Origin of the sequence: Aquabacterium sp. (assembly GCF_036279675.1) — a bacterium.
Lineage (GTDB): Bacteria > Pseudomonadota > Gammaproteobacteria > Burkholderiales > Burkholderiaceae_C > Aquabacterium.
The window spans coordinates 1-12,739 of the sequence record NZ_DASUIS010000083.1; the positions used below are offsets into that span (position 1 = coordinate 1).

Annotated in this window: 11 protein-coding genes and 1 tRNA gene; 8 read left to right on the forward strand and 4 right to left on the reverse strand. The window is 62.0% G+C overall.

From position 1 onward, the window contains the following. A partial coding sequence (locus VFW93_RS10120) for a DUF4337 domain-containing protein (RefSeq protein WP_329693872.1) occupies nt 1-390 on the forward strand: 390 nt, incomplete at its 5' end. Nucleotides 391-403: 13 nt separating this feature from the next. Here the strand turns inward: VFW93_RS10120 and VFW93_RS10125 are convergent. After that, nucleotides 404-1,279 (reverse strand): pirin family protein, encoded by an 876-nt coding sequence (locus VFW93_RS10125; RefSeq protein ID WP_329693873.1) that lies wholly within the window; start codon nt 1,277-1,279, stop codon nt 404-406. A gap of 234 nt (nt 1,280-1,513) precedes the next feature. On the opposite strand from VFW93_RS10125, the gene VFW93_RS10130 reads away from it, so the two are divergent. Together VFW93_RS10130 and xth are read left to right on the forward strand one after the other, a co-directional pair. After that, a complete protein-coding gene (locus tag VFW93_RS10130; RefSeq protein WP_329693874.1) occupies nt 1,514-2,818 on the forward strand; it encodes a lipase family protein in 1,305 nt (434 codons plus the stop codon). Between the two features lie 163 nt (nt 2,819-2,981). After that, entirely contained in the window at nt 2,982-3,761 is a 780-nt protein-coding gene (gene xth, locus VFW93_RS10135; RefSeq protein ID WP_329693875.1) for an exodeoxyribonuclease III, read from the forward strand. Here the strand turns inward: xth and mutY are convergent, their stop codons facing one another. The 3 genes from mutY to mutM form a co-directional block, all read right to left on the reverse strand. Next, on the reverse strand, nt 3,762-4,862 hold the full coding sequence (gene mutY / locus VFW93_RS10140) for an A/G-specific adenine glycosylase (protein WP_329693876.1): 1,101 nt from the start codon (nt 4,860-4,862) through the stop codon (nt 3,762-3,764). After that, nucleotides 4,859-6,877, reverse strand: coding sequence for a dynamin family protein (locus tag VFW93_RS10145; protein ID WP_329693877.1), 2,019 nt, complete (start codon nt 6,875-6,877; stop codon nt 4,859-4,861). Before VFW93_RS10145 ends, mutY begins: the two co-directional genes overlap by 4 nt. A 99-nt stretch (nt 6,878-6,976) precedes the next feature. Continuing rightward, complete coding sequence (gene mutM / locus VFW93_RS10150) at nt 6,977-7,807, reverse strand: bifunctional DNA-formamidopyrimidine glycosylase/DNA-(apurinic or apyrimidinic site) lyase (RefSeq protein WP_329693878.1); 831 nt, start codon at nt 7,805-7,807, stop codon at nt 6,977-6,979. 90 nt (nt 7,808-7,897) lie between these two features. On the opposite strand from mutM, the gene VFW93_RS10155 reads away from it, so the two are divergent. The 5 genes from VFW93_RS10155 to VFW93_RS10175 all read left to right on the forward strand — a co-directional run bounded on the left by VFW93_RS10155 (nt 7,898) and on the right by VFW93_RS10175 (nt 12,670). Beyond that, a complete protein-coding gene (locus VFW93_RS10155; protein ID WP_329693879.1) occupies nt 7,898-9,778 on the forward strand; it encodes a tetratricopeptide repeat protein in 1,881 nt (626 codons plus the stop codon). Next, a complete protein-coding gene (locus tag VFW93_RS10160) occupies nt 9,775-10,428 on the forward strand; it encodes a lipoprotein insertase outer membrane protein LolB (protein WP_329693880.1) in 654 nt (217 codons plus the stop codon). Before VFW93_RS10155 ends, VFW93_RS10160 begins: the two co-directional genes overlap by 4 nt. Nucleotides 10,429-10,449: 21 nt before the next feature. Further along, on the forward strand, nt 10,450-11,334 hold the full coding sequence (gene ispE, locus VFW93_RS10165) for a 4-(cytidine 5'-diphospho)-2-C-methyl-D-erythritol kinase (RefSeq protein ID WP_329693881.1): 885 nt from the start codon (nt 10,450-10,452) through the stop codon (nt 11,332-11,334). 158 nt (nt 11,335-11,492) lie between these two features. Continuing rightward, nucleotides 11,493-11,569, forward strand: a tRNA-Gln gene (locus VFW93_RS10170). A gap of 138 nt (nt 11,570-11,707) precedes the next feature. Next, on the forward strand, nt 11,708-12,670 hold the full coding sequence (locus VFW93_RS10175) for a ribose-phosphate pyrophosphokinase (RefSeq protein ID WP_329693921.1): 963 nt from the start codon (nt 11,708-11,710) through the stop codon (nt 12,668-12,670). Nucleotides 12,671-12,739: the final 69 nt, after the last annotated feature.

Below are 12,739 nucleotides of genomic sequence, written 5' to 3' on the forward strand. Positions count from 1 at the left end.
GCCATCAAGAAGACGGAAGCGTCCAACCAGTGGAACTACTACCAGTCCAAGAGCAGCAAGCAAGGCCTGGCTGAACTGGCCGCCGCACTGGTGACGGACGACAGCAAGCGCGAGTTCTACAAAAAGGAAGTTGATCGCTACAAGACCGAGAAGGTCGACATCCAGAAAAAGGCCGAAGAGCTGGAGGCCGAATCCAAAGAGTGGGATGAAAAGAGCGAAGCGCAGATGCACGAGCATCATCGCTGGGCTCAGGCCACCACCGTCCTGCAAGTGTCCATCGCCCTGGCCGCGATCGCCTTGCTGACCCGCCGCCGCTGGCTGGAATGGGGTACCGTGGGCCTGGGCGTGGCTGGCGTGGCCATCGGCGCCCTGGCCTGGCTGCACATCTGAGGCCCAGGCATCATCAGGCCAGGCGGCCTGCCTTGAAATCTGCCACGGCCTGGAAGATCTCCTCGTTGCTGTTCATCACGAAAGGCCCGTACTGCGCGATGGGCTCGTTGAGCGGCTGCCCCGCGATCAACAAGGCCCTGGTCGGGCCTTGTGCCTTCATGATGGCGCCATCGCGATCGACCTGGTTCTTCAGGATGGCCATGCGCTGTGAGGGCACCGTGGTCTCGCCCATGACCAGGCCCCCCTGGTAGACGTAAACAAAGGCGTTGTGTGTCGCCGGCAGGATCTGCTCGAAGCTGGCCTCATCCGGCAAATACAGATCGAGATACAGCGGTTGCGTGGCCTCGCGTTGCATCGCGCCTTGCACGCCATGGCTCTCACCCGCAATGACGCGCACCTTCACGCCTGCATCGGTGCTGAACTCGGGGATGGCATCGCTCTGGATATCCCGGTACCAGGGCGCGCTCATCTTGTCTTTCGCGGGCAGGTTCAGCCACAACTGAAAACCCTCCATGCGCCCGGCTTCCTGCTCGGGCAACTCTGAATGGATGATGCCGCGACCAGCCGTCATCCACTGCACACCACCGTTTTGCAGCAAGCCCTCATGGCCTGCGCTGTCACGGTGGCGCATGCGGCCGGCAATCATGTAGGTGATGGTCTCGAAGCCACGGTGCGGGTGATCGGGAAAGCCACCGATGTAGTCATCGGGGTTGTCGGTCCCGAAGGCATCCAGCATCAGAAAAGGGTCAAGCCGGCGCTGCAAAGGCTGTGTCAACACCCGCGTCAGCTTGACGCCGGCGCCATCGGAGGTGGCCTGGCCAACAATCAGCCGCTCGACATCACGAGCTTGCTTCACGGCATTGGGGGGAACGTTGAGTGAGCTGGTCATGATGGACTCCTGATGCACATCGTACATGGCGCACGCATCAAGGACAGAGACCGCTCGCGGCCAGGCCTGGCAACAACATCGCCCCCTGATCACAGGGCGGTGAATACCCTGGATCCGCGTCCTCCCGCAAAAGCGTCGCGTACCTCGCCAAAACACCTCCTGCCCACCTGTCGAGAATCCGGGCACAACGCACTGCCGTTGCCCCCTCAACCCAGGAAGACAGGAGAAGAAACCATGCGACTGAACGCTCTCAAAGCAACCCTGGCTGGCGCACTCATGATGCATGGCATCTCGAGCCTGGCCACCACGGCGCCAACGCCAGACCCCTTCTACCAATACACGGACAGCACCCCGCTGTCCAGCATCCAGCCCGGCACGGTTCTCAAGACCCGAACGATCCAGTACCGCATCATGGGCCTGCCCCTGCCGCTGAAGGCCGTGCAACTGCTGTATCGATCGACCGATGCACTGTCGCGCCCCTCTGTGAACGTGACGACCGTGATCAAGCCGAATTGCCTGTTGTGCCTCAACAGGAACAAGGTGATCTCTTACCAGTCACTCTACGATTCACTGAACCCGGAAGATTCACCATCACGCGCCATTGCCGGTGGCAAGCGATTGCCGGACATCGTGCCTGGCTTCGAAACCCTCTTGTTCGCCCCCTTCCTGATCCAGGGCTACACCATCGTCGTACCTGACACGGAAGGCCAGGGAGCCCACTTCGCCGTGGGCCCGGTCGAGGGCTACAACACGCTCGACTCCATACGTGCAGCCATGCGTTCGCCAGCCACAGGCATCAACGGCGATGCCAAAGTGGCCCTGGTGGGTTATTCAGGTGGCTCGATTGGCACCGAGTGGGCTGCCGAGCTGGCGCCAGGGTACGCCCCTGAACTCAAGAAGAACCTGGTCGGTGCGGCCTTCGGCGGTGCGCTGGTGCATCCCGATCACAACCTGGGCTACATCGAAGGCAGACCGATGTGGGGTGGCGTGGCTGGCATGGCCTTCATCGGCATTGCGCGGGCTTACGACCTGGATATCACCACCTACCTCAGCGACAAGGGCCTGGCCATCTACAACAAGATGCGCCATCAGTCCATCATCAACGTGCTCTTCCAATACCCCGACTTCTATTGGAAGGACATCGTCAAGCCTGAATACTGGAACCGCGCTTCGGTCCCCGAATACGTCAACAGCGCCAACAAGCTGATCATGGGCACGGGTGGCACGCCCGACATCCCCCTGTTCATTGGCCAGGGCACCGCCGGCGAAGTGGAAGGCACGCCCGCCTCCCCTGTCTATGGCAAGGGCGACGGGGTGATGCTGGCCGGCGATGTCCGCACACTGGCACGCCAGTACTGCACCAAGGGCGTGCCGGTTCAACACAAGGAATATGCCTTGAGCCACTTCGGTACCTCGACGACCTGGCTGGCCCAGACGGTCATCTGGGTCAACGATCGCTTCCGTGGCAAGGCTGCACCTCAGAATTGCGCCAGCATCGCACCCGGCAATTCACTTGCGCCCATGGTCTACACACCATGATGGCTTGATCTCGCATCACCTGGCCTCGACAAAGGATGTCTGGCCCGTCATGGCGACGCTGGCCAGACATCCTTTCTTTTTGCGCGTGGTGACGCCCAAGACGCGCCCGCTTGACACCATCAGGCGTCAAAATGCGGGCCAGTCACCGCATCGAATACGCAAAATGAAACTCGCCACCTGGAACGTCAATTCGCTGTCCGTTCGCCTGCCGCAATTGCTGAACTGGCTGGCCGCCAACCCGGTCGACGCACTGGTATTGCAGGAAACGAAGCTCACGGACGACAAGTTCCCCCATGCCGACCTGGAAGCCGCAGGCTATCAATCGCAGTGGTTCGGCCAGAAGACCTACAACGGCGTGGCCCTGCTGACACGCACTGGCAGCACCGACATCGTCAGGAACATCCCCGGCTTTGCGGATGAGCAAGCCCGCGTGATCGCCGGTACCGTCCTCGATAAGGCCGTGGGCAGCGTGCGCGTGATCGGATGCTACTTCCCCAATGGCCAGGCGCCCGACAGCGACAAGTTCGTCTACAAGATGGGCTGGCTGGATGCGCTGCAAAACTGGCTCAAGCAGGAGTTGCAAACCCATCAGAACGTCGTGCTGATGGGCGACTTCAACATTGCCCCTACCGATGCCGATGTGTATGACCCGGTGGCCTGGAAGGACCAGATCCACTGCACGCCACAGGAGCGTGCGCACTTCCAGCAACTGCTGGATCTGGGCATGCACGATGCCTTCCGCCTGTTCGAGCAGCCGCCCAAGCCCTGGAGCTGGTGGGACTACCGCAACCTGGCCTTCCGCAAGAACCAGGGCCTGCGCATCGACCACATCCTGGTCAGCCATGCGCTCAAGGCCAGAACCACCGCTTGCGTGATCGACAAGGCGCCGCGCAAGAACGAACGCCCCAGCGACCACGCGCCGGTCATCGTCACGATCGGCTGATCAGCCTTGGAGCAGGCGCCTCAATGGCGCCGGCAAGCCCCAGTTGTCGAGCTCGGCCAGCGGCACCCAACGGCCGCTGTTGTTCAAGGCGCTCAAACGGACTTGCAAGGCTTTGGCATCGGCGGCCTTGTCCAGCACTAGCCTGCGAGGGTGCAGATACCAGTCCAGATGCGTGAGCACATGCTTGATGCGTGGCTGCATGTCGATCTGATCTGACAGTGCCGTCGTGCCGATCACCTCCGCCAACGCGGCCTCATCATCCAGCAATGGCATGGTCCACAAGCCAGCCCACACGCCTTTATCCGGCATCTGTTGCAACCAGACCTGCTCACGCCATTCGAGCCACAGCCACCAGCTTTCGCGCTCGGAGCGCTTGAGCTTGCGCGTCTTGACGGGATAGCGCTCCGGATCCCCCTGCACACGCGCCTTGCAGATATCCGACCAGGGGCAAGTCAGGCACGCCGGCTTGCGCTGCGTGCACAAGGTGGCGCCCAGGTCCATCAAGCCTTGCGTGTAGGAAGGCATGTCGGCCGCCTGGCTCGGCAGCACGGCCTGAGCTGCCTCCCACAAGGCACGCTCATGCGTCTTGACGGACAGATCCTGATCCCAGCCCAGCACGCGGCTGAGCACCCGCTTGACGTTGCCATCCATGATGGAGATGCGCTCGTCAAAACAGAAAGCCGCGATTGCGGCCGAGGTGGATGGCCCGATGCCCGGCAAGGATTGCAAGGCCTCGCTGCTGCGCGGGAATTGCCCGCCATGCAGGTTCACCACGTCCTGCGCACAGCGATGCAGATTACGGGCACGGCTGTAATAGCCCAGGCCACTCCACAGCGTGAGTACATCGTCCAGTGGCGCCGCTGCCAGCGCCCGCACATCAGGAAAGCGCTGCAGAAAGCGCTCGAAGTAGCCCAGCACGGTCGTGACCTGGGTCTGCTGCAACATGATCTCGGAAAGCCACACGCGATAAGGATCGCGGACTTTCTGCCAGGGCAGATGATGCCGCCCTTCCTGATGCTGCCAGGCCACCAGGCGATCAGCCAGAACCGGGGTGACCTGCCGCGCATGCCGCAGCAGGCTGGCCGAAGTCGGGGCCGTCATGCCCCGGTGGTGACCTGAGCCGCCTCGGGCGATGACGCCAGATTCAGGTCCAGCGACACGTGCTGCACGCCAGCATCGGCCTGCGAGGCAGACAGCGTGTCGGTCTGGGCCTGCTTGACCAGTTCATCGATCAAGGCACCCAGATGCGTCTGCAACTGCAGCACGCGCTCATCCTGCGCCTGGACTTCCTGCAAGCGGGTATCCAGCTCGTTGGATGCAGACTGGATGCGGTCCAGCGACTCATAACGGCGCTTGAAGTTGCGGCGACGCTCGCGGAGCTGGCTATCGACTTGCGCCGAAGCCGTCTTGTTCCACAGCTCGATGTCGTTGCTCACGGTCTCGAACACCACACGCAGACGCGAGATCAACATGCGACGGAACTGCTCCTGGAAGCCCGGTTGCGCCAACCTGAAGGCCTGGCTCAGGCCCAGATACTGCACGTAGTTGCGCTCGATGAGGTTGAGGTCATCGGTGTACTTGCGCACGTCCAGCGGCACATCGGCCACCAGGCTGAAGCCGAATTCGGCATTGAGCTTGGCATACGACGCCACCAGCATGGCGTGGATCTCGTCATTGCGTTGCTGCGCCTGCTCGATCAGATCACGCAGGCGTGCACACAGGTCGATGAAGGATTTCTTGGCGCCCAGGGGCAACCAGGATCCGCCCAGCACCTGCTGCAGCACATCCACTTCCTGACGCAAGCGATCAGCCGACAGCTCATGCAAGGCATTGCGCAACATGCGTGCATGCACGCTGCGCATGGCTTGCAGACGGGCCGTGCACTGCTCGAACTCGGTGGCTTCGGCCTGCACACGCTGCAGCATCAACTGCACCTTGCCGCTGCTCTTGCCACGCAGGCCGCGCAGTTCGTGCAACTGATCGGCAAACAGGCGGCGCATTTCGCCAAAGCGGCGGTTGAGCTGTTGCTGGAACTGCTGCGCACCTTGCACGGCAGCCTGCCCCAGGTTTTCGCGACGTCGAGGCAGCAAGCCTTCAGACAGCGCGTTCTCGAATGTTTCCAGACGGCTTTCACCCAGGCCCGAATGGTTGCCCGTCAAGCGCGCGGCCAGCGCCTGACGCGCCGAGATCGGGAACACGTGCGAGGTGGGGATCTCCAGCGTTTGCGCCACGCTTTCGCACTGGCGCTGGATGGTCTGCTCGACCTGTTCGGGTGTGCTGAGCGGGTCGGCCAGCGAGTCGATCTTGTTGAGCGCCACAAAGCGCGCCAGCGCCGGGCCGCACAGGTGATCGCGCCAGATCGACAGATCGGACTTGGTCACGCCCGTGTCAGCACCCAGGATGAACACCGTGGCATGCGCCTGAGGCAGCAGGCCCAGCGTCAGCTCGGGTTCTGTACCGATGGCGTTCAGGCCCGGGGTGTCCAGCACCACCAGGCCACGCTTGAGCAGCGGGTGCGGCAGGTTGATGCGGGCATGACGCCACACGGGCACCTCCACCGTGCCATCGGGCTGCAGGGGCGGGTTTTCTTCGGGGCGCTCGGCATCCCAGAAACCCAGGCGAGCCGCCTCTTCGGGCGTCACCATGCGGGTGCGCATCACCTCGCTGAGCGCCTGCGCCATGCCATCCGGGTTGGACAGATCCAGCTCGATCCAGGTCCACTCCTTGGGCTGGCGGCGGTATTCGGCCAGCGAAGCCGCTTCCAGGCGGGTGTCGATCGGCAGCAGCGACAAGCCAACGGGATCTTCGGCGTCGTAGCCCAGTTCGACCGGGCACATGGTCGTGCGTCCAGCCGATGCCGGCATCATGCGGCGCCCCTTGTCCGAGAAGAAAATGGCGTTGATCAGCTCGGACTTGCCGCGAGAGAACTCCGCGACAAACGCCACCATCAGCTTTTCGCCAGACAGGCGATGACGCATGGCCTCGAACCACTCTGCCGACGCGTCGTCAAGCAGATCGTGTTCGCGGGCAAAACGTGCCAGGGCAGCCAGTTTGGCGTCCGTGTCGGCACGCCACTGCCCAAGTGCATCCAGGTGGCTGGCAAAGGTCGGCATCATGGGAATTGATCCTATCTCAAGCCGTGGTCAGGCAAATAAGCTTATTCGACCGAGTTGGGACAAAACGTACAGACTTATTCGCCAATGAAGCCACACCTGTCACCTTTTCTGACAACTCGGACAGAAAAAGGTCGAGCGTTGCCCCTGGGTAATACGCCGGATGGGCGTGCCACATATGCGGCACGGTTGATTCTCGCGTCCGTAAACCTGGGTCGACAGCTGAAAATGGCCTTGGGCACCATGCGCATTCTTGAAATCTTTCAGGCTGGACCCACCCAGCGCAACCGCCTGGCGTAAAACACCCTGTATTTCCTGAACCAGTTTCTCGCAACGGGGTTTGCTGAGTTTGCCCGCCGCCAATCTGGGGTCGATGCCAGCGCGAAACAGCGCTTCGCACGCATAGATATTGCCGGCGCCCACCACGATATCGCCCGCCAGCAAGGCCTGTTTGATGGCCACCTTGCGCCCCTTGAGTCGCTCGTGCAGATAGGCGCCGGTCAGCTCGGCATCAAAAGGCTCCAGCCCCAGGCCGGCCAGCAATTTGGCCGGCACCCCGGACTGCATGGACTCGCCCCAGATGACCGCACCAAATCGCCGAGGGTCCGTCAGTCGCAAGGTACCTCTGTTGGTGATCATCTCGAAATGGTCGTGAATGCCAGCGGGCGCCAGCTGAGGCCCGAAGGCCAGCGAGCCTGACATCCCCAGGTGAATCAACAAGCCACCTTGCCTGCCTTTCGAATCCGAAAGAGGCAACCACAGGTATTTGCCACGCCGAAGCACCTCCCCCACCCGCCATCCAGTCAACGCATCCACATCATGACCAACCGGCCAACGCAGCGGCTTGCCCATGTGAATGGACTCGATCTGCGCACCGGCAATGCGGTCAGCAAAACTCTGGCGAGTGACCTCGACTTCAGGTAATTCCGGCATGTACGGAATTATCCGGTGTCAATCGGGTCCACTGGAACGGAAAGGATGGGCCGCCACATCAATAGAATGGCCACATCTGTTGGAGACCACATGTCCCTCAAGTTTGCCCATTTGCCCGGCTCGACGCCTCAAACCGCTGCTGCCTCGTCCAACTACCCTGGCCCTCTCAAGCCACTTGCACGCTGGTTGAGCGCAGGCATGTTCGCGCTGAGTGCACTCGGTAGCGCCCAAGCTGCCGATGAAGAGGGCAAGGCGCCCGCCTCGGCGCCAGCAGCCGTGTCGGCCACACCAGAATCGAAAGCCAAGCCACCCGTCCAGAACTCGGCCATGGACGCCACCCAGTTCTTTCAGCTCTTCGTTGCGGAATACCTGTTCCAGCGTGGCGACCTGAACTCGGCGTACCAGGCCTACCTCGAGTCCGCCCGGCAGCACAAGGACGGCCAGCTGTATCAGCGCGCCGTGGAAATCGGCCGCGCCATCTCGCCCGAACTGGGCCTGACTGCAGCGAAAGCATGGCGCCAGGCATTGCCCCAATCCCGACAGGCCTCGGAATACACGGCAGACATCCTGCTGTCCATGGGCCGTTCGGCCGATCTCGCCGCGCCCTTGCGCAGCGTCATCCAGCTCACGCCCACGCTGCAGCAACCCCAGCTGATGCTGTCGCTGCCTCGCATCATGACCCGACTGCAAGACCGCAACGCGGCAGCCCAGGTCATCGACGACGCCACCCAGCCCTGGCGCCAGCCCCCGCTGGAAATGGCTGAAGCATGGTCGGCCAGCGCAGAAGGCTGGCTGCAGGCCCGGGACGTCAACAAGTCCACGGCCGCCCTGAACAAGGCACTGGCCTTGCGCCCCAATCTCATGAATGCCGGCCTGGTGGCCATTGGCCTGATGGACCTCAACCCGCAGGCCGAGGCCATCGTCAAGCAGCAGCTGGCTCGTCCCGATGCGGCCCCGGTGGTCCGGCTGGCATACGGCCGCCGCCTGGCCGGATTCCAGCGCCTGGAAGAAGCCGCCCAACAGCTCGAACTGCTGCTCAAGGAGCACCCGGAGCAGAACGGCTCGTGGATCACGCTGGCGGCCGTTCGCATGGAACTCAAACAGGTCGACAAGGCGGAAGCCGCACTCAAGCATGTGCTGGATCGCATCAAGAAGGACGACAAGGCCGGCACGGACACCCCCGCCAACACCGCCCCTGACGCCAACGAAATCGACCAGGCTTACCTCTACATGGCTCAGGTGGCCGAGCAACGCAATGACCTTGCTCAGGCCCAGTCGTGGCTGGAGCGCGCCGACCCCAAGAACGAGCGCGTGAACATCCAGATCCAGCGAGCACGCCTGCTGGCCCGCCAGAACAAGGTGCCCGAAGCCCGCAAGCTCATCCATGATTTGCCCGAGACCGAACCACGCGATGCCGTCGTGAAGTACCAGGCCGAGGCGCAGGTGTTGCGCGATGCACATCAACCTGAGGAGGCTTACAAGGTGCTGGGTGAAGCCACCAAACGCTTCCCCGATGACAGTGATCTGGTCTATGACCAGGCCATGCTGGCCGAGAAGCTGCAGATGTTCGCCGAAGCCGAGTCGCTTTTGCGCAAGACCATGGAGATGGCACCGGACAACCCGAACGCCTTCAACGCCTTGGGCTACAGCCTGGCCGATCGCGGCGTTCGACTCGATGAAGCCCGCCAGCTGATCAAGAAGGCGCTGGAGTTGCGACCTGCCGACCCCTTCATCGTTGACAGCATGGGCTGGGTGGAGTTCCGCGCGGGCAACCTGAGCGAAGCCGTGCGCCTGCTGACCTCGGCCTATCAGACTCGCCCTGATGCCGAAATCGCGGCCCACCTGGGTGAAGTCCTTTGGGCCCAAGGCCAGAAGGACGAGGCACGCAAGGTCTGGCAGGACGCCAGCAAGCGCGAACCCGACAACGACACGCTCAAAGAGACCCTCAAACGCTTCCAGGGCAAGCTGTGATCCGTCGCCGTCGCCCACGGATCCTGCTGTGGCTGCTGCCTTTGAGCCTCACCGCATGCGCCAGCCTGCCCGACACGGATCCCATCGCCGCGCAGATGAGGAGCGGCGGCAACTGCGCCCCGGCTGATGCTGCGCCGCCCGCCTTCTCTGCGCTGCAGTTCAACCAGTCATCGCAACCCGTCCCTCGCGCGCGCCCGAAACTGGAACTGCAAGGCCAGATGAGCATCAAGCTGGCGGCCTTTGCCGATCAAGCGGCCAAAGGCCTGAGCCTGGGCTTCTTCTTTTCCGGCAACACGGACGCGGGGCAACTGGACCTCATGACCCTGATGGGCAGCCAGATCGCGCAGGTGAACTGGCAACCGGGCGAAGCCTGGCTCACCAACGACAAGGGTCGCCAACGCTACGACAACCTGGAGGCATTGAGCCTCGCCGCACTCGGCGAAAGCCTGCCCCTGCGCTCCTTGATTCAATGGATGCAGGGCCAGCCCGACCTCGATCTGCCCAGCCTGCCCGGGCCGCAGGCCAACACCTTCACCCAGGAAGGCTGGCTGATCGATACCAATGAACTGCCCGAGAAAAAGCTGCACGCACGCCGTGAAGCCTCGGCGACACAACGCGCCGTCCAGCTCAAGATCTACCTCGATCGTTGAGCCTGCACGCCCCACACCGCCATGCCCAGCCTGCACAACCTGCCCGCGCCGGCCAAGATCAATCTCTTCCTTCATGTGACCGGTCGTCGACCTGATGGCTATCACTTGCTGCAATCCGTCTTCATGCTGATCGACTGGCAGGACACACTGCACATCGAGACCCGCAGCGATGGCCAGTTGAAACGTCACGACATGAATGTGGCGCTGCCGCAGGACGATCTGTGCCTCAAGGCGGCCCGCCTGCTCCAGTCGGAAAGCCGCACGTCGCAAGGGTGCGACATCCACATCCACAAGGAGGTCCCATGGGGGGCCGGCCTGGGCGGTGGCAGCTCCGATGCGGCCACGGTCCTGCTGGCACTCAATCAGCTGTGGGGGCTGAACTGGCCGCGTGCGCGGCTGGAAGCACTCGCCGTGAAGCTGGGCGCAGACGTGCCCTTCTTCGTGCGAGGCCACAACGCCTGGGTCGAAGGCATCGGGGAAGCCATCGCGCCGATCGCGTTGCCGCCCAAGCTGCTCGCCACCCCGCTGGCCCTGCTCAAACCACCGATTGCCGTGCCCACGGTGGCGATTTTTGGCAACCCACTTTTGAAGCGCGATTCAAAGCATGCTATAGTCGCAGACTTTCTTGCAGCGCCCCAGCGCTTTGGCAGAAACGACTTGCAAGCTCCAGCGGAGCACTACAGCAGTCAGATCGGCCAGGCACTGGAAATCATGCAGAAACGCTTCGGCAACAGCCGGATGACGGGCTCAGGCAGCACCGTGTTTTCGTGGATGACCACTGACACACCGCAGCCAGCCAGCTTCCAGCCCGCCGATGTAGGTCTGAATGATCAAGCATGGGTCGGTCGTGTCGCTCACGGTCTGGTTCATCATCCACTGCTTGATTTGCTTGATCCGATCGGTTGAAAAGCCTGATTGATCAGCGAATCAAAATGTGAAGATTTTGAACAACAGCCTTGAACGACACAAAAAACAGGCTATAATGCGAGGCTCTGAACAAGAGTGCAGCTTACAAGGTTGCAGTGCCATGAAGTAGCAATACGGCAAGACACTGTGTCCTGAGTAGGGGAATCGCCAAGTTGGTTAAGGCATCGGATTTTGATTCCGACATACGAGGGTTCGAATCCTTCTTCCCCTGCCAAATAATTCGTTCGGCCCCAGCCGAGCACACACCTGCCCTACACCTTCCGCGAAGGCTTATCTCCTGACCACAGTCAGGCGCTTCTGAGGGCAAGGTGTTGGGCAGATGCTATTTTTGCCATCAGCCCAGACGTCCATCATGCTCTCCGATACCGTTCTGTTCACCGGCAACGCCAATCCGGCGCTCGCTCAGGAAATCGCCTCCAATCTGGGTATCTCTCTGGGTAAGGCCGCCGTTGGCCGCTTCTCGGATGGCGAAACCACGGTTGAAATCCAGCAAAACGTGCGCGGCCGCGAAGTGTTCGTGGTGCAGTCCACCTGCGCCCCCACGAACGACAACCTGATGGAACTGCTGGTCATGGTCGACGCCCTCAAGCGTGCTTCGGCCCAGCGCATCACCGCCGTGATCCCCTACTTCGGCTACGCCCGCCAGGACCGCCGTCCTCGCTCCACCCGCGTGCCCATCTCGGCCCGCGTCGTGGCCGATCTGCTCGAAACCGTTGGTGTCGAACGTGTCCTGACCATGGACCTTCACGCCGACCAGATCCAGGGCTTCTTCCGCATCCCCGTCGACAACATCTACGCTTCGCCTGTCCTGCTGTCGGACCTGCAAGCCAAGAAGTACCAGGATCTGGTGGTCGTCTCCCCCGACGTCGGTGGCGTGGTCCGTGCGCGCGCCCTGGCCAAGCAACTGGGTTGCGATCTGGCCATCATCGACAAACGTCGCCCCAAGGCCAATGTGTCTGAAGTGATGCACGTCATCGGCGAAATCGACGGCCGCAACTGCGTGATCATGGATGACATGATCGACACCGCCGGCACGCTGGTCAAAGCCGCCGAAGTGCTCAAGGAACGTGGCGCCAAGAGCGTGTACGCCTACTGTACGCATGCCGTGTTCTCCGGCCCGGCCATCGAACGCATCAAGAATTCGCACCTCGACGAAGTCGTGATCACCAACACGATCCCCTTGAACGAAGCCGCCAAGGCCACGCCCAAGATTCGTCAACTCACCACGGCCTTCCTGTTTGCGGAAACCATCCGCCGGATCACCGATGGCGAGTCGGTCACGTCCCTTTTCTCGGAACAGAACAACAACTTCTGATCCGTTTCCTGACCGGGGCGCCGCAAGGCAAGTCGGTCTTTTCAAAGCGCCTGGTCGCGGGCGCTATAC

What these genes read in the sequence shown, in the direction of transcription:
- mutY (WP_329693876.1), bottom strand. Translation starts at nt 4,862, where the DNA reads ATGACGGCCCCGACTTCGGCCAGCCTGCTGCGGCATGCGCGGCAGGTC.
- VFW93_RS10175 (WP_329693921.1), top strand. Translation starts at nt 11,708, where the DNA reads ATGCTCTCCGATACCGTTCTGTTCACCGGCAACGCCAATCCGGCGCTC.
- VFW93_RS10130 (WP_329693874.1), top strand. Translation starts at nt 1,514, where the DNA reads ATGCGACTGAACGCTCTCAAAGCAACCCTGGCTGGCGCACTCATGATG.
- ispE (WP_329693881.1), top strand. Translation starts at nt 10,450, where the DNA reads ATGCCCAGCCTGCACAACCTGCCCGCGCCGGCCAAGATCAATCTCTTC.
- VFW93_RS10155 (WP_329693879.1), top strand. Translation starts at nt 7,898, where the DNA reads ATGTCCCTCAAGTTTGCCCATTTGCCCGGCTCGACGCCTCAAACCGCT.
- xth (WP_329693875.1), top strand. Translation starts at nt 2,982, where the DNA reads ATGAAACTCGCCACCTGGAACGTCAATTCGCTGTCCGTTCGCCTGCCG.
- mutM (WP_329693878.1), bottom strand. Translation starts at nt 7,807, where the DNA reads ATGCCGGAATTACCTGAAGTCGAGGTCACTCGCCAGAGTTTTGCTGAC.
- VFW93_RS10125 (WP_329693873.1), bottom strand. Translation starts at nt 1,279, where the DNA reads ATGACCAGCTCACTCAACGTTCCCCCCAATGCCGTGAAGCAAGCTCGT.
- VFW93_RS10145 (WP_329693877.1), bottom strand. Translation starts at nt 6,877, where the DNA reads ATGATGCCGACCTTTGCCAGCCACCTGGATGCACTTGGGCAGTGGCGT.